Genomic DNA, 19,566 nt, shown 5'->3' with positions numbered 1-19,566 from the left:
GCATCTGGAATAGTACATTTTATGAGTTCCAATAGAAACCGAAACAATTTAATTCCAGAAAGTATTATTATAGCCATAAAAAATGTTGACCGTGAACGAGATTTTACCGTTACAAAAATTAAGACATTAAATTAATTACTTCCATGCCATTTTGCCCAATCTTGCAGGTTTCCAAATAAAACGTTTTTTCCATTAGAGCCGTTGGTAAGGATAATAATACCTGATTTTGATTCAAAATCGAGCATAAAACCAGATTGCCATCCTTCATTAGAACCACCATGACCAGATAATGTAAAATCCCCAAAACGATTCATAATCATATAACCCATTCCGTAATTCCCTTTGGATAGTTCGGTAGGTTTTATCAAAAGAGCAATGCTTTCTTCTGACAAAACAGGATTTTTTGAAAATGATGCTTTTGCAAAAAGAATAAGATCATCTATTGTTGTATGAAAACCTGCTGCTGCTTGCGTATTAAAAAGGCGTAATGGGATTTCATTTCCTTCTTCATCATAGGCCTTTGCAGAATTTTTTAAAACCTTTTTACTAATATTAAAACTTGTTTGTTTCATTTTTAAAGGCTTAAAAATATGTTCTTTCATGTAATCCGCAAAAGATTTCCCACTAACGTCTTCAATAACTAATTGCAATATAGAATAACCACCACCTGAATATTTCCATTTGCTTTCTGGTTCCATAACGAGTTCTACTTTCTCATCTAGATTAGTAGTTCCGGATAACGATGCATCAATTGAAGTTAATTCATCTTTAGTTTCATAACCGTTGTAACCATGAACAGACAAACCTGCAGTATGTTGCAATAGATTCCTGATAGTTACTTTATCTGAATCAAATTCACTAGATGGTAATTTCCAATTCAAAAGATATTTTGAAGCTGGAGCATCTAAATTAAGTTTTTGGTCTTCTACCAATTTCATAATTCCCCAAGCTGTAAACATTTTTGATATAGAACCAATATTAAAGCCTGTTTTACTATTTACAATCTCGTTTTCTGATACATCAGAAAACCCATATTCTTTTTTAATAATAACGTCGCCATTTTTAATAATAGCCAATGCCAATCCAGGTACTTTATTGTCTTGCAATGCCTTTGGTGTAGTTTCATTTAAAGTTTTTAATAGTTCTTTCTCAGAACTCGTTTGAGCATTTACAAATAAGGTTGATAATGCGATTGTAATAATTGTAATTAAAGTTTTCATATGTATTTAGTTTTAAATTCGATGTAAACCTAGAGCTGAATATTCGTTAATTAGAACTATTTTGATGAAGCTAGCGTATCAAATGGCAATCAACTCATTATGATATTTAAAGTACCTTTATCATTAAATTTGATACGTTTACAATATGAAAAGAGACGTTTATAAAATAAAAGCTGTAACCTTGAATATGCAATATAGATTTGTGTCAAAATCATAAATAAATTAAAATCATGACACATAAAAAACTTTATAAAGCAGCAGCAGTTCTATCTGTAATCATTATTATTTTGATGCTAATCTTAAGAAACGCTCAAAGCGAAATATTCGCAGTGCTTTCAAGTTCATTGGGTTTAGTAGTCTTTTACACCCTTTTGAATTATCTCTTTCAAACTGAAAAAATAAAATTTGGGACTTCTAACCTTCGATTAAAATATCTCTTTTTAGGAATAAGTATTCCGCTTTTAATATTTGCTATTGATGCTACTACAGATTTAGATGGAGGCTTTCTAAAGAATAGCGTAAGAATTCTTTTAGCAATTGCAGTTGCTTATTTAATTTTCTATTGGACCTACGAATACCGAAAAAGTATTCAAAAACTTAAAAAGGATAAATTAGAAGCCGAATTGATGCTATTAAAAAATCAAATAAATCCTCATTTTTTCTTTAACACACTTAACAATTTGTATGCCTTAATAAAAAAGGATGCTGATGCAGCTCAAGACTATGTCCTAAAATTATCAGATTTAATGCGATTCACTATTTACGATAGCGGAAAGGAAAACGTGCAGTTAAAAGATGAAATAGATTATTTAATAAATTTTATTGATTTACAAACTGCCAGATACCATAAAGACATTGATGTGAATTTTGAAAAATCAATTAAAAATCCAGAAACAAAAGTGGCACCTTTGTTATTCATTATTTTGCTAGAAAATGCTTTTAAACATGGCATTGAAAAAGCAACAGATAATGCATTTGTTCATTTACAACTTATTGAAGATGAAAATAAAATAAGTTTCACAGTTAAAAACAATTATGATGCTGAAGAATCATCAGAAGACAAAGGTATTGGGCTCAAAAATTTAAAAGATCGCTTAAATTTATTATATCCAAACACACATCAATTGTATAATAAAATTGAAGAAAACACCTATTCAACAACATTAGATATATATAAGAAATGATAAAATATATAATTGTAGACGACGAAACTGCCTCTCATGATAATATTAAAGATTATGCGAGTAATTTGTCTTATCTATCATTCCAAAAAAGTTGTTATAATGCTTTTGAAGCCCTAGACTATTTAAATAAGCATTCTATTGATCTAATTTTTTTAGATATAAATATGCCAAAGCTTTCTGGTTTAGAGTTTTTAAAAACACTTTCTAATCCGCCAAAAATTATCATTACTACAGCCTACAAGGAATTTGCCTTAGAAGGTTATGAATTGAATATTGACGATTATTTATTAAAACCATTTAATTTCAGTCGTTTTGTAAAATCTGTTAGTAAAGTTTCCGATGCATTATCAATTAAAGCCAGCCCAATACAAAATACGGAAACCATAGAAGACACTAAGATTTTTATAAAGGAAGATAAAAAATACTACCAGATAAAGTTAAAGGACATTCTGTTTTTAGAAGCCTATGGAAACTATGTAAAAATTAATATGGTTGATAAAGTGATTGTTTCTCATCAAACGCTAACATCCTTTACACATAATTTACCAGAGACACAATTTATAAGGATTCACAAATCTTTTATTATCTCAATAGATAAAATAGAATTAATTGAAGGTAATAGAATACATCTAAGGAATCACAAAATTCCAATAGGGAAAATGTATAAGCTTAATGTAAATCGATTAATAAAATAAAATCAATTTTGACATTAACCTGTAATAATTCTTAATTTAAGACACTAAACAATAAAAACAACACTATTGAGTAGCGATTTTTATAAATCATCCATTTTACCATTTGCAGGAATAATTATCAAATTATGTCGAGCGTATACTAACTCGCAAGAAGATTTTGAAGATTATTACCAAGAAGTGTGTTTACAAATTTGGAGAAGTAAAGACAATTTCCGTGAAGAATCGCAATGGAGTACTTGGGTATATCGTATTTCATTAAACGTCTGTTTAACCTTACTTAAGAAAAAGAAAAACAATGTTCAGCATTTTGTGTCTGATTCTATAACTGCTGAAGAAACCGAAAACAACTACGCGTTTTCAGACGAATCTCTAAATTTATTATATGATGCCATAAGAAAACTATCGGAAATAGATAGAGCCGTTATCATGCTTTATTTGGAAGAAAAATCGCAAAAGGAAATTGCTGAAATTATAGGAACGAACCCAAATAATATTGGTGTACGTGTTAAAAGAATTAAAACTAGATTAAAAAAATTATTAGATGGAAAAATCAATTGAAAACATTTGGAAAGAAGGTTTTCTCAAGAGCGACGCACTAGTAGTCCCAAAAATAAACAATCTTTACAACCAAAAATCAATTCATATTATTGATAAATTTAAAAGAATGTTTAAAATAAATTTGATTGCAATTATAGCATTCTCATTTATCTTTTTAATTGTCTCATTTTTTGTTGGCATACCAATAACAGGTGTTATATTTTTTATTACTCTTTCAGTTCTTGTGTTTATTAATAAGATGTTATTAAATGGATTAGAAAAAATTGACAAAGGTGCAAGTAGTTATCAATATTTAAAGTCATTTAATGAGTGGATACAAAAGCAGGTCGCAATCAATAAAAAAATGTCAAGATTTTTGTACCCAATTATATTTATGTCATTGGTTTTAGGCTTTTGGTTTAAAGATGCCGAAGGCATGCCTTTGGGTGAACGGCTTGTAGATGAAATACTTGTTGGTTTTCCAGATACCTATTTAATATTTGGAATCCCACTCATCGGAATTGTTATCGTGGCAGTCATCTTGGTTTTGCTATTCCTTGTTGGAGGTCGAATTTATAAATGGGATTTAAACATCGTTTATGGAAGAATATTCAAAAAACTAGAAGAATTGATGACAGATATAGAAAGCTTAAGAAGTTAAGCGTTTGATAATAAGGTGTTTTGTTGTGGTTTTTTAAAATAAATAAATTTTAGGTGTAATATTTTTTGATTTGGGCCACTAACCAAGAAAACAGTAAAAATTATGACACTATTAAATGCAATTAACTTTTTTGAAAGTTTAAAAACTGAATCCTCTAATAAATCTGAAATCAAGGTTTATACGCAATTTATTGAGATTCTTAAAAAATTAGAAAATAGAGCATTCACCACTGATGACATTCAATCCATAGAAACAGAACTAGATAGCTTAAAACTAAACTCAAATCCAGACAATAGAAAAAAATTCTTTAAAAACGCACTGAGTAAATTTGAGACCTATTTAAAGGACACCTTTTCTTTGACTTCTCAAGGATACTATACAAACCTGAGTGTAACTTTAGGAATGTTATTCGGAGTTATAGCTGGAATTCTAATAGGTGAGCGTTTTGAAAGGTCTTTAGGGATTTCCGTTGGCATTTGTATGGGACTATTTATTGGCGCATTAATAGGTCGCCGTAAGGATGCTCAAGCTAAAGAAGCTGGAAACGTGCTCTAATGTAAATCTAACTAAATCTCTCTTCAAATAGCTTCGATTACTAAATTAGTAATACTATTTTTTAATACCACAAGGCTAACGAAAATTTGGCCTAGACATCACCAATCAAAATTTAACGAACATGAAAACATTAACAATTATCATACTTTTAAATTTACTCGCCATTACTAGTGCACGTTCTCAAGATATTTCAGGACATTGGAACGGAACAACCAAAAGAGGCGATAAAGAAATCACTTTTGTTTTTAATATAAAACAAGAAAACGCTACGTATTCAACTACTATGGATGTTCCAACGTTTAGAATTGCTGGCATCAAACCATCAGCTACAACTTTTACAAATGGAAAGCTAATTATTGATGGCTCTAATGTTGGAATGAACTATACAGGAGTTTTTAATACTGAAGCACAACAATTTGAAGGTATTTACAAGGAAGGTGGCATAGAAATGGTCCTAAACTTAAAAAAAGGAACTATAAAAATAGAAGATTCGAAACGGCCGCAGGAACCTGTAAAACCCTACCCTTATTATGAAGAAGAAGTCATTTTTAAAAATAATGAAGCCAACATAACATTAGCAGGTACTTTAACCTTACCCAATAAAAACGGAAAATTTCCAGTAGTAATTTTAATTAGCGGAAGTGGTCCACAAGACAGAGATGAAAGTTTTATGGGACACAAACCTTTTTTAGTATTATCAGATTATTTAACAAGACAAGGCATTGGCGTATTGCGTTTTGATGATCGTGGAGTTGGAGAATCTACAGGAAATTTTGGTAAAGCAACCACAGAAGATTTTTCCAAAGACGTTTTGAGTGCCATCGCATACTTAAAAACTAGAAACGATGTAGATATTAAAAATATAGGTTTGATTGGTCATAGTGAAGGTGGTATTATCGCACCTCTAGCGGCTAACAACTCTAAAGATGTCGCTTTTATGGTGTTATTAGCTTCTACCGGAATTTCGGGAACAGAACTATCTGTAATGCAATCTAAAACATTGAGAGAATTTCCTGTTAAAGATGAGGTGGCTTATGAAAAAAACACCAGAAAAGCGATTGCAATTGTAATCTCTAATAAGAGTAAAACAGAAATTAAAATCGAATTGACAACTCATTATAATGAGTTTTTAAGACCCATTTTAACATCATTAAACGTACCAGAAAAGAATATCAATGCATTTATAGAAAACCAACTTAAAACAAGTTTACAACCTTGGTCACGCTATTTTTTACAATACAATCCTGCTGATGAAATTGAAAAATTACAAATTCCAGTGTTGTCATTAAATGGCAGTAAAGACACGCAAGTAAATGCAAAAATTAATCAAGAAGCTATAAGACAAGCACTAATCAAAGGCCAGAATAAAAATTATAAAATAGTGGAATTAGAAAACTTAAACCACTTCTTTCAAGAGTGTGAAACTGGAAAGATGGATGAATATAGAAAAATAGAACAAACATTTTCCCCAATAGCATTGAACGAAATAAAAAATTGGGTAATAGAACATCTGAAATAAGATATAAAATACTTGTAGTAACCTCTTGAATAATTCTTTACTAGTACTCACCTACTCATGAAAATCCTCACTCTATTTTCAGTCTAGATTATATATTGACATGGCAATAGCAAATTACTTCAATAATTGATTAACATTTGCTTTATAGAGCTTACCAATAGGTACCATATAATCGCCAATAAAAATCCGATTTCCTTCTATACTAACGATGTGCTTTTTTGCAACAGCAAATGACTTATGAACTTGAAGAAAATCATTCTCAGAAAGCAATTGGATGGTATCCGATATTTTTTCTCGAATGCTTATGGTTTCATTGCTTGTAACAACTTTGGTATAATTACCAGAAGCTTCAATAAATAGAATATCATCTACATCTACCTGAATATGACTATTATTTTGCTTTAAAAAAATATGTTGTCCTTCAGGTTTTATAGTCTCTTTATTGTCTTTTCTTATTGTACTGGTGTTAAGAGAGGTCACTTTATTCACAGCACTCAAAAAGCGTTCAAAACTAAACGGTTTTAACAAGTAATCAACAACGTTTAATTCGTAGCCTTCAATCGCAAATTCACTATACGCAGTGGTTACAATAACTTTTGGTGGAGATGATAAGGTTTTTAAAAATTGAAATCCTTTTAATTTAGGCATATTCAAATCTAAAAAAATGAGATCTATATCATGTTTGCTTAAGTAGTCAATAGCTTCTATAGCATCATAACAATCTGCTTTGAATTCTAAATTTGGTAGCATATCACAATAGCCTTTTATAATATCGTGTGCAATATGTTCGTCGTCTATAATGATATATGTAATCATAAGCCCTTAATATTCAATGTAGCGTTATAGATGGTATCTGTTTTGGAAATTGTTAAGGTATGCTTTTTTGGATATACCAATTCTAATCGTCGTTTTAGGTTTTTTAATCCAATTCCTGTTTCAGGGTTATCTTGTGTTTCATCAAAATTGTTTTCTATTTCAAAGGTCAATTCACTATTATGCGCTGTTAATGTGATATGAACATAAGCATTTTCTCTTAAATTTTCCACACCATGCTTAAAGGCATTTTCTAAAAGAATAATGAAAAGAAGTGGCATAATCTCATAATTAGTGTCGTTTGTTTCAATATTGAATTGTATATCAATCGCTTTATGATAACGCATTTTATGAAGTTCAATATAATTCTCGAGATAAGCTATTTCTTCAGACAGTAAAACCCTGTCTTTTTCGCCATCATAAATACTATAGCGCATCATATCAGAAAGTTTTAGAATGAGCTCTTGAGCTTTCTTAGAATCCTTATCCACTAATCCATAAAGGTTATTAAGCATATTAAAAAAGAAATGTGGATTCACTTGACTCTTTAAATGCATTAATTCTGTTTTTGCTTTTTCATTCTTCAATCTTATTAGTGATTTGATTTGTTTAAATAGCCAATGTGCAATGGTAATAAACACAAGGATAAAGTACAATGCAATAAATTCTACAAACCCTTCTAGTTTTCCAAAAGTGTCATTAAAAATGACGATGACTAAGCCTATAATAACCAGCGCTATTTTATATAACCGCTTGATAGTTTTCCTTTTTCTTTCTGGTATTTTAAAATTCATAATTCAATATTAATTAAATAAAACACCTCAGACAAATAAGTTGACAAACAGTATCTCATCAGTGACAAACAATCCTAAATGTGTTTTGAGGTGTCTTTATACCTTAAAAAAATGTGTTTGTCACTAATGCATGTGTTTGTGTCACTAACACTTTTTAAAGGCTAAAAACGCTTATATGTTTGTCTCAATCAATCAAAAAATGAACAGTATGGAACTCAGAATTGACAATCTATCAAAAACATATTCAAACGGGATTAAAGCTTTACAAAACATTTCACTTGATATACCAAAAGGGATGTTTGGTCTATTAGGCCCAAATGGTGCAGGCAAGTCTACGTTAATGCGAACTATTGCAACACTGCAAGAAGCCGATTCTGGTTCCATTGTTCTTGGAGACATCGATGTCTTACAACAAAAAAATGAATTGCGACAGGTATTAGGGTATTTGCCGCAACAATTTGGCTTGTATCCAAAAATATCGGCAGAAGTATTACTCAATCATTTCGCAGTGCTTAAAGGCATCACCAATAAAAACGAACGTAAAGAATTAGTGAAAGCACTTTTGTATAAAACCAATTTATATGACGTGCGACAACAAAATCTGAAAGGGTTTTCTGGTGGGATGAAGCAACGATTTGGCATTGCACAAGCCTTACTTAACAATCCGAAGTTACTTATTGTAGATGAACCAACAGCAGGATTGGATCCTGTAGAACGCAATCGCTTTTACAATGTTTTAAGCGAGCTCGGAGAACATACTGTGGTTATTTTATCTACGCATATTGTTGACGATGTCAAAGAACTCTGCACAAATATGGCCATTATTAATCAAGGTCAAGTATGCTTAAAAGGGCAGCCGTTGCAGATACTAGAAGGCCTAAAAGATAAAGTCTATAAAAAAACAATCGAGAAATCAGAATTGAACCTATATAAAGAAAATTATCAGGTCATCAGTGAACGATTATTTCTTGGTAAACCAACTATTCATATAATAAGTGAGACTAATCCTGGAGATGGATTTACAGCTATTAATGCGGAACTAGAAGATGTGTATTTCTCAGAAATTTTCAATGGAACTAAAACTAAATCTATTTAATTATGTGGTATGAAATTTTTAAGTTCGAAATCCAATATCGAATTAAACGACCAGACACCTATGTGTTCTTCTTATTTATATTTCTGTTTTCAATTGTTGGTGTAGATTTTATTTTTCAAGGTTCAGAAATGGGGCTAATGAAAAGAAATTCACCCATAGTAATAGCGAAAACTATGGGAGCTATAACTGGTTTCTTTATGATTTTAGCCTCAATGATTATGGGAGTTTCTGTACTTAGAGATTTTGAGTACGAGATAGAGTCATTACTATTTTCTACACCTATCAAAAAAAGAGATTATTTAATGGGTCGGTTTTTAGGCGCATTTACTGTTCTGCTGTTTGTATTTACAGGAATTATATTGGGTATGATGTTGGGTGAATTTATGCCCTGGAATAGTCCAGATGAGCTATTAGCTTTTAATGCATTTATTTATATAAAGACCTTTGTAATGGTAACGTTACCAACGTTATTTTTTGGAGCAGCGTTGTTTTTTGTAACTGGTGCCTTAACTAGAAATTTAGTAGTTGTATATACACAAGGCGTGATCTTGTTTGTCGTATTTTTATTAACAAAAGCAATTACCAATGCGTTCTGGCAAGCTATTTTTGATCCATTTTCATTAACAACAGTAACCTATATTACAAAATCCTGGACGGTCTTAGAAAAGAGCACTCAAGAGCTTCCATTTATTAGTGCTTTGTTATATAACAAATTATTTTGGTTTTTTTTAGGAGTAATCGCATTAATGTATGGTTATAAAAAATTCAACTTTAATCTGGTTAAAGAAAAGAAATCAAAGAGAAAGCATGTTCAAAAATTAGTAGCTAAAAGTGCCAATAAAAATACTGATATAGAAATCCCTAAAGCTAAAAAACACTATGGTTTATCATCTAAATGGACACAATTAAAAGAGTTTTCGTGGTTTTATTTTATAAGTATTTTTAAACAACCATCATTTTGGGGAATTGTTATTTGCGGAATGATTATCATCTTAATCAATTCTGTAAATCTTGGAACTGTATATGGCGTTGATAGTTATCCTGCAACCTATTTTATAGTTGAGGAACTTCAGGAAACATCTTATTTTTTCTTTATCATCATCCTTGTTTTTTATTCAGGAGAATTGGTGTGGAAAGAAAGAGGTGCGAAGTTGAATTTAATTTATGATGCTACACCCATGTCAAGTTTTGTAAGGTTAGCTGGAAAGTTTATTGGATTAAACTTAATTTATGTCGTATTAATACTTGCTTTAATTAGTTCAGGGATAGTATTCCAAACGCTAAGTGGCTATTATAACTATGAATTGCAAGTGTATTTTAATGGATTCTTTTTAGAAATTCTACCCCTATTATCCATTTTTACCTGCTTAGCATTTTTCATACAATCTTTAGTGAATAATAAGTTTGTAGGTATCATTTTGGTGATTGTATTTAGTATTGTTAATGTAGCCATTGCTGTATTGGGATTTGATCATGATTTACACTTTTTTGGAGGAAGTTCCTTAGGTGCTTATTCAGATATGAATGGTTATGGGCATTTTTTACAACCCTATTTACTCATTAAATTGTATTGGTTTCTTTTCGGAATACTTTTATTAATCATAGGATCTTTAGTCGCTGTTAGAGGAAATGAAACAAATTTAATAAAACGAATAAGAGTTGCTAAATATAAGTTCAGCAAACCACTCATAAAATTTACTGACATCATTCTTTTTGCTTTTATCATTATTGGAGGGTTTATATTTTACAATACGAATATTTTAAATGAATATTGGAGCAATTCTGAAGCTACTGAATTCAGAGTAGCGTATGAAAAAGAATTGAAACAATTTGAATATATACCACAGCCCAAAATAATAGACGTTAACTTACAATTAGAGCTGTATCCTTCTAAACGAGATTACACAGTAGAAGGGTATTATATGTTAAAAAACACATCAATTGAAAACATAAAAGCCATCCATATTCAAAAACTTTTGGAAGAAAATGTTACTATAGACAGTATCTCTTTTGAAGGTGGTTTTACAACTAATAATCAATACAAAAAATTTGATTATTCAATTTTTAACTTAGAGAAAGCTTTACAACCTGGTGATTCTGTAAAAATGTATTTTAAGCAACGTTTTACAACCAAAGGCTTTGAGCAAGGTCGTTCTAATACCAATATTGTTTACAATGGTACATTTTTCAATAACGAACAGTTTCCAACATTGGGTTACAATAAAAAATATGAACTTCAAGATGAAGATAAACGAAGAGATCATAACTTATCAAAAAGATCTAAAAAAGTTAACATAGATGACCCTAAAGAATTAGTTAATGCGAGATCTGGTGGTGATTCTGATGGTATTAATTTTGAAATGATTATTGGTACATCCAAAGATCAAACAGCTTTGGTTCCTGGAGATTTATTGAGAAAATGGACAGATAATAATCGTAATTATTTTCACTATAAAACAAATACACCTATTATTAATTTTTATGCCATAGTTTCTGCTGACTATGAAATTAAAAAAGACAAATGGATGACAAGTAATGAGGCGATCACTGAGCCTGTTGACCTTGAAATTTATTATCAAAAAGGACATGAGTATAACATCGATAGAATGATGAAGTCTATGAAAGCATCCTTAGCCTATTATAGTAACAACTTCAGTCCTTATCAATACCAGCAACTGCGTATTATGGAGTTTCCACGTTATGCGCAATTTGCGCAATCTTTTCCTGGAACTATTCCATTCTCAGAATCTATTGGATTTGTGTTAGATATAGATGACGAAAAAGATGTAGATATGGCTTTTTATGTGACTGCACATGAAGTAGCTCACCAATGGTTTGGAATGCAAGTGGAAGCTGCGAATGTGCAAGGTCAATTGATGGTTTTAGAAACCTTATCTCAATATGCAGCAATAATGGTTTTAAAAGAGCAGTATTCCGAAGAAAAAGTGCAACAGTTTTTAGCACTTCAATTGGATAAATATAAAGAAGGAAAACAACAAGAAAGTAAGGAAGAACCATCTCTTGCTCTTGTAGAAAATCAAGATTATGTCTATTATGCTAAAGGAGCGATCAATATGTATGAACTTCAAAAAGCAATAGGAGAAAAGAATGTGAATTTAGCATTAAAATATTTTCTTGAAGATTGGAATACAAAAAACGGCAAACTAAAAATGCAGACTGATAGATATGCGACAACTCAAGACTTACTAGAGTATTTCAGAGCAGTTACACCAAGCAATCTCCAGCATATCATCGAGGAGCTTTTTGAATCTGTGGGTGTATTAAAAAATCACTAAGGTTAAATAAATCAACTTCTCATAAAAGCATAAAACCTGTGCTTATTGTGGCAAACCATTAAAAATCTTACGTTAGCTAAGAAGATGATCAAACAAGCGGAACACATTTATAATAAAGAAAGAACATATCTAAGCTTAAAATAAAACGAACCACCATATGTTTAGATCAATAAGGAGAGGTATGCTACCATTTTCACAAAAGAATAAAGAAAATCTGCAATTTTTGACCTTCTAAAAATCCAGAAATTAACGCTAAAAAGGTTAACTTACTTGCGTATAATAAAGACATTAACAATTCATAAAACTTGAAAAGCATTTATGTCAATTTATGATAAAAACAAGTCTAGATTCTTTCAAAGAATAGTCGATATTGGCGCTGAGTACAATTTTTCTATAACTGAACTCAGATATTTACGTGTTACGAATATTGCATCTCTTTTAGGTGTAGTTTATAATGTAACTTGGATGCTAATTGCATTATTCTTGACAGACGCATTAATAATTTACGGAAGTAATACTTTTTTGGGATTAATGTTTCTAATGGCGTTAATTTTCAATTGGAAAGGGTTACGAGTCCTGGCTTCCGTTTGGCTTATTCTAGCATCTTATATGTCTGTTCTCTTATTTCTTTACTTGCTAGGGTTTTCCTCAGGAGTTGCAGTTGTTTGTTTCCTAATTATTATTCTGCCATATATGACTTTTCCTCGTAAGGCTAGGAATATAGCCCATGTCTTTAGTATTCTAGCTTGCCTAACGTTGATTGCTACAGTAATATTTCAATCAAATATAAAATCCCATTTTGGAGGATTAGATCCCTATATATCACAAATAGTTAATATCAGTATTACTGCATTGATTTGCTTCATACTAATAGCAAGTATGTCTATTTTAATAGATCAATCTGAGGAATCTTTAATGGTTGAACAGAAAAAATCAGATGATCTTCTGCACAATATATTACCCGCAAACATAATAAGAGACTTAAAAGAAAGCGGTAAAACAATTCCAAAAAGACACAAAAATATCACTGTCCTGTTTACTGATTTTGAAGGATTTACAAATCTTGTGGCGTCCATGTCAGCAATCACTTTAGTCAATGAACTCAATGATATTTTTGGTCGATTCGATGAAATTATGGAAGAAACGAAAGTAGAAAAAATTGAAACGATTGGTGATGCGTATATGGCAGCGTGTGGCCTTGAAAAAGAAACGATAAATCATGCTACTAACTGCATCAAAGCCGCACAAAAGATGCTATCCTATCTTGAGGAGAGAAATCAAAGCCATGTCATAAAATGGAGAATGAGGGTTGGTATACATTCTGGATCTGTAGTAGCAGGGGTTGTGGGCAAGAAGAAGTTCGCATACGACCTTTTTGGAGACACGATAAATACCGCCAGCAGGATGGAATCTGCAGGTGAAGTAGGTAAAATCAATATATCTTCATCCACCTATGAACTGATTAAAAATGAATTTTCGTGTATTTCTCGTGGAAAGATCCATGCAAAGGGAAAAGGGAAATTGGACATGTACTTTCTGAATCAAACTTAAAACGCATAAAATTAATCAAGAAAACAAATAGTATTTTTATGTTGTATATAATAGGATCATATTTCCAAACATAAACTTTGAAACCCTGAACTTTTCTGAACTGTGTTACGAATAATACTTCCTAAAAATGAGCAATAATTATAACTTTACTATCTATGCTTAATTCTAAAAAACGAAATAAAAAAATTATAATCAGGATAGCCTTGTTCACAGGTACTGCAATTTCCTTGTGGTTTGTGCCTTGGATTTTAGTGAAAGCTTGGATATTACCATTGCCAGATACTGTTCAAGAACAAGTTGACCAAGCAATAAGTCACGGTTTGGATGGTATGATTGTTTATGTAGATGAGGCAGGGAAACAACCAGAATTTTATACAGGTGGTTGGCACAATCGAGAACATAAAATACCTGCTAAACCCAATGCACTATTTAAAATAGCTAGTATTAGCAAGTTATATGTAGCGGTTTCCATTTCTAAGTTGGTTAATGATAACAGATTGTCACTAGATAAAACCCTTGCTGATTATTTCCCTGAATTGCTAGGTAGGATTGAAAATGCAGATAGAATAACTCTAAAAATGATGGTACAACATCGAAGCGGGATTCCAAATTTTACAGACAGTGGAGGTTACTGGGAAAACCCACCTGATAGTGCTGAGGAATCGTTAGCATTAGTATTGGATACACCCGCGCTGTTTGAACCAGGAGAAGACTATAGCTATTCAAATACAAATTATTTACTCCTTGGTTTACTTATTGACAATACGGTGGGGTATAATCATCATCAATATATCAAAGAGCAAATTTTAGTACCACTCGAACTGAATAATACATTCTTCTCGTTAAGCGAGGTAGATATAGAGGGTGTGATGAGTGGTTACTACGTTGGCTATGAACCTGATTTAAAAGAGAAAGAATTCGGTATGCTGGCTACTGCGGAAGATGTTGGTATATTTTTGAGAGCATTAAACGATGGTTCTATATTCAAAGAACGAGAACGGAAAATCTATTCTGAAATTTATGAATATGAACATTCTGGATGGGTTCCAGGATATCAGAGCTTTACAGAATATCATAACAATATAGACACTGTAGTAATTCTTTTTAATAATACAACTGATGAGGATTTATTACTGTGGAATTTGTCAGAAATAATGATAAATAGAGTGGTTAGAATTGTTGAGGAAAATAGAGCAAAATAATACAGGCTTTAACGAATATCAATTTATAACGAGAACCACTTTATCCCTTGAGCATTATCAATTTCAACAACCATATATTTGATTTTTTTAGAAATTACTGTACGACAATGTGATTACAAAAATAAAATCAAAATTAACAATTCTAATAAACTCTTGGGTTCGAAGTAATAAGGGTGAGTTTTGATTTATATTGATTTTGAGATAATTAAGTCAATATCTTCCTTCAAAAAGTTTGAACTCTGTCCCTTCGAGGTCACGAATAATCAAAAATTCTCATATCATAATCATTTAATCTAGAATATGATATGAGAATTTTTTGTTTTCAAAGCGGACCTTTAATAGGCGGTTAATCCCTGAAAAAAATAGAGAACTAGTTGCTACTTATTTCTGCGTAGTGGCTTTTTATTTTCAAACATTGTTTCAATAATAATTAGTTGAACGAGGTGTAGCTTCAGGTGTTCATCTAAATTATTTTTCTTCTATAGTTTTTTTAATAATTTTAGAACTTATTAAAAGATATTTTAAAAAATGAAAATAGTTAAATCACACCTCATTATTTTAATAGTTAATTTATTAATTTCTCAATTAACTAATGCAGAGATTAGGCTTCCAGAAATTGTAGCATCTAATATGGTACTGCAACGCAATATAACCGTAAACGTTTGGGGTTGGGCAGGCGCAAACGAAAAAATAAGTTTAAAGTTATCATGGCAAGAGGAACCAATAAATGTAAGGGCTGATAAATATGGTAATTGGAAAACTGAGATTTTAACCACAAAAAGTAAAGATCCTCAAACCATTACATTAACAAGTGAAACCTCAAATATATTATTGGAAAATATATTATTTGGTGAAGTTTGGCTTTGCTCTGGGCAATCAAATATGTATCAACCATTAAAAGGATATGTTGGGCAGCCTACTTACGGATCTTTGCAGGCAATTATAAACTCTAAAAACTCAAATTTACGATTGTTTTCAGTATCTAAGGCAGGAGCATCAACACCTCAAAAATCTTTAAAAGAGAGCTCAGGATGGTTAATGGCATCTCCAGAAAATGTGAGCAATTTTAGTGCTGTAGCTTATTTTTATGGGAAACAACTTCAGCAAATATTAGATGTGCCAGTGGGTTTAATTCATTCTTCATTTGGAGGTAGTTCTGTAAAAGCATGGTTAAGTAAACAGGGAATTAGTCCTTACGAAAAGGTAAATATTGAAAATAAGAATATTTCAAGTAAAGCGAGGTATACACCAACCGCATTATTTAATGCCATGATTAATCCGTTAATTCCATATACTTTAAAAGGAGTTTTATGGTATCAAGGAGAATCTAATCGTACTGCACCAGAAGCATACAAAAAACTTTTTCCAGCTATGGTTAAAGATTGGAGAGCTATATGGGGTCAGGACGATTTCCCTTTTTATTACGTGCAAATAGCCCCTCATAGCTATGCAAAGGATAAAAAAATGGTGAATACGGCCTATTTAAGAGAAGCCCAGTTAAAGAGTTTGGATTTAATTAATAATTCGGGAATGGTTATAACGATGGATTTAGGAGATAAAGATAGTGTGCATCCTCCAAAGAAAAAAGAGGTTGCCGATAGGTTATTGTATTTGGCCCTGAATAAAACCTATAAAATTAACGGAATTAACCCTGTTTCCCCACAATACGACTCAATGACTCTTAAAGATAATAGGGTTATTTTAAAATTTAAAAATGCTAAACAAGGTCTTTACACTTATAATGGTTTGGATAATTTTATAATATGTGGAGAAAATCGAGTGTTTTATCCTGCCGAAGCAAAAATTTTAAATAAAAATGAAGTGGAAGTATATAATGAAAATGTAAAAAAACCAGTAGCCGTGAGATATGCCTGGAATAGTTGGTCAGAGGCTTCTCTTTTTGGTGCAAATGAGTTGCCTGTTTCATCATTTAGAACCGATAGTTGGAATGATTTTAAGAAAGAATAAATGAAAAAGCTCGAATTTTTAATTCGAGCTTTTATTTTACTTAATTATTTTTTTTACTAGCATCATAATGCTATATTTTTTTAAAATGCTAAACCCTGTTTGCATCCAGAGGTAAGGTTGTAAAGTTTCTTTAAAATCGTTTTTACAGCTTTTTAATTCCTCCCATGCAATTTGTTTTTCAAGATCTAATTGTTTTAGGTGTCGTTTTATATCTGCTTCATTTTTGTATTGCTTTACCATAATTATTCAAAAAAAGTTTTAGATAGTGAGCGTATCACTATATTGTTTATAAAACCTCTAGCGAAATAAAATATAATAGATAATAATAAAAATACACCACCAACAATTAAGTAGCCTAAAGGCACGCTATTTAAAGCGTTACCAATAGCTACCGCTGCCGATATAGCTAAGAATAAAAATGCTACAAGAATTAAGGCTCCCATGCAAATAGTTTTAAATAGGAGGCTCATAGATGAGGTTAGTTGTTGAAATACTTTTAACCTGTAAAATTCGTGCGATTTTTTTAAATATTCTTCGCCTTTATCTATAGCTTTATTTGAGGTTTCGTTAATATGTTCAAAAACCGACATATTACTTCTGTAGTTTTTTGTTCTTATCTTTTAAATCTTTAAGCTTTTTCTCTAACGTAGTAATCACGTCTTCAGCTTTATAACTAGCATCAGAAACAACATGCTCTAATTGGGCATCTAAAGTTGCTTTTTTGGTAGTTAATGTACTTGCTACTTGATTTTTTAAATCCTCGGCTGTAGAAGCTATGTTATCTTTAGCAGCTTCAGCTTCTTCTCTTAATTTTCTTCTAGTGTTAGTTCCTTTATCTGGAGCAAAAAGAATTCCTAATGTGGCACCTATAGCTCCACCTAATAAAAGTCCTAATGCAGAATTTGTGTTATTACTCATAATCTTGTTTTTTTTAATGATTAAACTTTATTTTTTCAACTATTTTAAGTTACCATTATTTACGTAAAAACACTCTTAAAGAAGTTACAATGTTTTAATAAACTTATGTTAAACAGTCTTTTAGAATATGGACTTTAAAGCATTATGTGTAATTTCAAATAAAAACAGTATTACTATGAAAAATAAAATTCAAACTATAAATCCGTATAACCAAGAACCTTTACAAACATATAAATATCATACTAAAAAAGAGATTGATGGTATTTTAAAACAAGCAGATTCAATTTTTGAAGGTTGGCGTAAAATAGAGATTAAAGAACGGGTAAAGCTATTAGAAAATTTAGCTAACTTAATGGAAGATAACAAAGAAAAGTATGCTAAATTAATGACTACAGAAATGGGAAAACCCATTAGCCAAAGTATTGCAGAAATTGAAAAATGTGTTTGGCTTTGTGATTTTTATATGACTAATGCCGAAGAGTTTTTAGCAGATAGTATAATTGAAACCGATGCGCACGAAAGTTTTATAAGCTACGATCCCATTGGCGCTGTACTGGCAGTTATGCCATGGAATTATCCGTTTTGGCAAGTCATGCGTTTTGCTATTCCGTCACTTACGGCAGGAAATGTTGGGCTATTAAAACATGCTTCTAACGTGTCGGGAACTGCTATAGCTATTCAAGATTTATTTGAGGAGGCAGGTTATCCAAAAGGGTGTTTTCAAACCTTATTAATTGGTCATGAGTTAATTGAAGATATTATAGCCAGCGACACTGTAAAAGCGGTTACACTTACAGGGAGCGAAGTAGCAGGAAGAAGTGTAGCAGCCATTGCTGGTAAAAATTTAAAGAAAACGGTTTTAGAGTTAGGCGGAAATAATGCTTGTGTAGTTTTTGATGACGCTAATTTAGATGCACACCTAGAAACTATGGTAAAGGCCAGAATGCAAAATACAGGGCAAAGTTGCATTGCAGCCAAGCGTTTTATAGTATCCGAAGGTATTTACGATGAATTTTTAGAGCGTTTTACTAGTAGTGTTTTAGAACTTAAGTCTGGTAACCCTGAAGATAACGACGTTTTTATGGGAGTTATGGCTAGAGAAGATTTGGCAGAAGAATTAGAAGAGCAAGTTAATCAATCTGTAAAAATGGGAGCCAAAATTGTAACCGGAAACAAACGTCATAAAACTTATTTTGAGCCTACAATTGTTACAGAAATAACTCCAGATATGCCTGTTTTTAAGGAAGAAACCTTTGGTCCGGTAGCAGCTATAATAAAAGCAAAAAATAATGAAGAAGCCATTGCATTGGCTGCAAATTCAAGGTTTGGCTTAGGTACCATGATTTTTACAGAAAATATAGATAGTGTTTATAAAGAAATAGAGAATATACCCGACGGCGCCTTGTTTGTTAACGATATGGTTAAATCTGACCCAAGATTACCCTTTGGAGGAACAAAAGCTTCAGGTTATGGTAGAGAATTATCAAAAGAAGGAATTTTAGAATTTGTAAACATAAAAACAGTTTATATAAAAAAGTAATGTAATTTTACACAAAC

At 31.3% G+C, this 19,566-nt stretch carries 18 protein-coding genes; 12 read left to right on the top strand and 6 right to left on the bottom strand.

The annotated features are described in order from the left end of the window. Positions 1-131: 131 nt before the first annotated feature. Positions 132-1,220, bottom strand: coding sequence for a serine hydrolase domain-containing protein (locus PW52_RS15125; protein ID WP_052823526.1), 1,089 nt, complete (start codon positions 1,218-1,220; stop codon positions 132-134). Positions 1,221-1,450: 230 nt separating this feature from the next. Here PW52_RS15125 and PW52_RS15120 point away from each other — a divergent pair, with 230 nt between their 5' ends. From PW52_RS15120 to PW52_RS15095, 6 genes are all read left to right on the top strand, one after another. Further along, entirely contained in the window at positions 1,451-2,404 is a 954-nt protein-coding gene (locus PW52_RS15120; RefSeq protein WP_052823525.1) for a sensor histidine kinase, read from the top strand. Next, positions 2,401-3,099: a LytR/AlgR family response regulator transcription factor gene (locus PW52_RS15115; RefSeq protein WP_044633815.1), complete on the top strand. Its 699-nt coding sequence runs from the start codon at positions 2,401-2,403 to the stop codon at positions 3,097-3,099. Before PW52_RS15120 ends, PW52_RS15115 begins: the two co-directional genes overlap by 4 nt. A gap of 66 nt (positions 3,100-3,165) precedes the next feature. Further along, positions 3,166-3,657, top strand: coding sequence for an RNA polymerase sigma factor (locus PW52_RS15110; RefSeq protein WP_044633814.1), 492 nt, complete (start codon positions 3,166-3,168; stop codon positions 3,655-3,657). Then, positions 3,641-4,297, top strand: coding sequence for a hypothetical protein (locus PW52_RS15105; protein WP_044633813.1), 657 nt, complete (start codon positions 3,641-3,643; stop codon positions 4,295-4,297). Before PW52_RS15110 ends, PW52_RS15105 begins: the two co-directional genes overlap by 17 nt. Before the next feature lie 102 nt (positions 4,298-4,399). Further along, positions 4,400-4,852 (top strand): hypothetical protein, encoded by a 453-nt coding sequence (locus PW52_RS15100; RefSeq protein ID WP_044633812.1) that lies wholly within the window; start codon positions 4,400-4,402, stop codon positions 4,850-4,852. A gap of 121 nt (positions 4,853-4,973) precedes the next feature. Further along, positions 4,974-6,371, top strand: coding sequence for an alpha/beta hydrolase family protein (locus PW52_RS15095; protein ID WP_044633811.1), 1,398 nt, complete (start codon positions 4,974-4,976; stop codon positions 6,369-6,371). 114 nt (positions 6,372-6,485) lie between these two features. Here the strand turns inward: PW52_RS15095 and PW52_RS15090 are convergent, their stop codons facing one another. Further along, positions 6,486-7,187 carry a LytR/AlgR family response regulator transcription factor gene (locus PW52_RS15090; RefSeq protein ID WP_044633810.1) on the bottom strand — a complete coding sequence of 234 codons (702 nt, stop codon included), beginning with the start codon at positions 7,185-7,187 and terminating at the stop codon, positions 6,486-6,488. After that, positions 7,184-7,978, bottom strand: a complete 795-nt coding sequence (locus tag PW52_RS15085; protein WP_044633809.1) for a sensor histidine kinase — start codon at positions 7,976-7,978, stop codon at positions 7,184-7,186. The genes PW52_RS15090 and PW52_RS15085 overlap by 4 nt, the downstream gene beginning before the upstream one ends. Positions 7,979-8,186: 208 nt before the next feature. Here PW52_RS15085 and PW52_RS15080 point away from each other — a divergent pair, with 208 nt between their 5' ends. The 5 genes from PW52_RS15080 to PW52_RS15060 all read left to right on the top strand — a co-directional run bounded on the left by PW52_RS15080 (position 8,187) and on the right by PW52_RS15060 (position 17,091). Further along, positions 8,187-9,074, top strand: a complete 888-nt coding sequence (locus PW52_RS15080) for an ABC transporter ATP-binding protein (RefSeq protein WP_044633823.1) — start codon at positions 8,187-8,189, stop codon at positions 9,072-9,074. 137 nt (positions 9,075-9,211) lie between these two features. Next, positions 9,212-12,370 (top strand): ABC transporter permease/M1 family aminopeptidase, encoded by a 3,159-nt coding sequence (locus PW52_RS15075; RefSeq protein WP_240475195.1) that lies wholly within the window; start codon positions 9,212-9,214, stop codon positions 12,368-12,370. A gap of 318 nt (positions 12,371-12,688) precedes the next feature. Further along, positions 12,689-13,921 carry an adenylate/guanylate cyclase domain-containing protein gene (locus PW52_RS15070; protein ID WP_044633807.1) on the top strand — a complete coding sequence of 411 codons (1,233 nt, stop codon included), beginning with the start codon at positions 12,689-12,691 and terminating at the stop codon, positions 13,919-13,921. Between the two features lie 155 nt (positions 13,922-14,076). Next, complete coding sequence (locus tag PW52_RS15065; RefSeq protein WP_044633806.1) at positions 14,077-15,123, top strand: serine hydrolase domain-containing protein; 1,047 nt, start codon at positions 14,077-14,079, stop codon at positions 15,121-15,123. Positions 15,124-15,651: 528 nt separating this feature from the next. Further along, entirely contained in the window at positions 15,652-17,091 is a 1,440-nt protein-coding gene (locus tag PW52_RS15060; protein ID WP_044633805.1) for a sialate O-acetylesterase, read from the top strand. A 36-nt stretch (positions 17,092-17,127) separates the two neighbouring features. On the opposite strand, the gene PW52_RS15055 is transcribed toward PW52_RS15060, so the two are convergent. From PW52_RS15055 to PW52_RS15045, 3 genes are read right to left on the bottom strand one after another with little or no spacing between them, the layout of a single operon-like run. Next, the gene (locus tag PW52_RS15055; RefSeq protein WP_044633804.1) at positions 17,128-17,331 is read right to left on the bottom strand and encodes a hypothetical protein; all 204 of its coding nucleotides are present in this window, start codon (positions 17,329-17,331) and stop codon (positions 17,128-17,130) included. 2 nt (positions 17,332-17,333) lie between these two features. Continuing rightward, positions 17,334-17,681 (bottom strand): hypothetical protein, encoded by a 348-nt coding sequence (locus tag PW52_RS15050; RefSeq protein WP_044633803.1) that lies wholly within the window; start codon positions 17,679-17,681, stop codon positions 17,334-17,336. Between the two features lies 1 nt (position 17,682). After that, positions 17,683-18,009 carry a YtxH domain-containing protein gene (locus PW52_RS15045; RefSeq protein WP_044633802.1) on the bottom strand — a complete coding sequence of 109 codons (327 nt, stop codon included), beginning with the start codon at positions 18,007-18,009 and terminating at the stop codon, positions 17,683-17,685. A gap of 175 nt (positions 18,010-18,184) precedes the next feature. Between PW52_RS15045 and PW52_RS15040 the strand changes: the two genes are divergently transcribed. Further along, positions 18,185-19,549 (top strand): NAD-dependent succinate-semialdehyde dehydrogenase, encoded by a 1,365-nt coding sequence (locus PW52_RS15040; RefSeq protein ID WP_044633822.1) that lies wholly within the window; start codon positions 18,185-18,187, stop codon positions 19,547-19,549. Positions 19,550-19,566: the final 17 nt, after the last annotated feature.

It is taken from the genome of Neotamlana sedimentorum, from assembly GCF_000943565.1.
GTDB lineage: Bacteria > Bacteroidota > Bacteroidia > Flavobacteriales > Flavobacteriaceae > Neotamlana > Neotamlana sedimentorum.
This window is presented reverse-complemented; position numbering and strand designations above follow the sequence as displayed.

Coding starts and splice junctions, on each gene's coding strand:
- PW52_RS15075 (WP_240475195.1), top strand. CDS start 9,212: ATGAAAAGAAATTCACCCATAGTAATAGCGAAAACTATGGGAGCTATA.
- PW52_RS15105 (WP_044633813.1), top strand. CDS start 3,641: ATGGAAAAATCAATTGAAAACATTTGGAAAGAAGGTTTTCTCAAGAGC.
- PW52_RS15070 (WP_044633807.1), top strand. CDS start 12,689: ATGTCAATTTATGATAAAAACAAGTCTAGATTCTTTCAAAGAATAGTC.
- PW52_RS15115 (WP_044633815.1), top strand. CDS start 2,401: ATGATAAAATATATAATTGTAGACGACGAAACTGCCTCTCATGATAAT.
- PW52_RS15085 (WP_044633809.1), bottom strand. CDS start 7,978: ATGAATTTTAAAATACCAGAAAGAAAAAGGAAAACTATCAAGCGGTTA.
- PW52_RS15055 (WP_044633804.1), bottom strand. CDS start 17,331: ATGGTAAAGCAATACAAAAATGAAGCAGATATAAAACGACACCTAAAA.
- PW52_RS15045 (WP_044633802.1), bottom strand. CDS start 18,009: ATGAGTAATAACACAAATTCTGCATTAGGACTTTTATTAGGTGGAGCT.
- PW52_RS15040 (WP_044633822.1), top strand. CDS start 18,185: ATGAAAAATAAAATTCAAACTATAAATCCGTATAACCAAGAACCTTTA.
- PW52_RS15065 (WP_044633806.1), top strand. CDS start 14,077: ATGCTTAATTCTAAAAAACGAAATAAAAAAATTATAATCAGGATAGCC.
- PW52_RS15125 (WP_052823526.1), bottom strand. CDS start 1,220: ATGAAAACTTTAATTACAATTATTACAATCGCATTATCAACCTTATTT.
- PW52_RS15100 (WP_044633812.1), top strand. CDS start 4,400: ATGACACTATTAAATGCAATTAACTTTTTTGAAAGTTTAAAAACTGAA.
- PW52_RS15095 (WP_044633811.1), top strand. CDS start 4,974: ATGAAAACATTAACAATTATCATACTTTTAAATTTACTCGCCATTACT.
- PW52_RS15080 (WP_044633823.1), top strand. CDS start 8,187: ATGGAACTCAGAATTGACAATCTATCAAAAACATATTCAAACGGGATT.
- PW52_RS15120 (WP_052823525.1), top strand. CDS start 1,451: ATGACACATAAAAAACTTTATAAAGCAGCAGCAGTTCTATCTGTAATC.
- PW52_RS15090 (WP_044633810.1), bottom strand. CDS start 7,187: ATGATTACATATATCATTATAGACGACGAACATATTGCACACGATATT.
- PW52_RS15060 (WP_044633805.1), top strand. CDS start 15,652: ATGAAAATAGTTAAATCACACCTCATTATTTTAATAGTTAATTTATTA.
- PW52_RS15050 (WP_044633803.1), bottom strand. CDS start 17,681: ATGTCGGTTTTTGAACATATTAACGAAACCTCAAATAAAGCTATAGAT.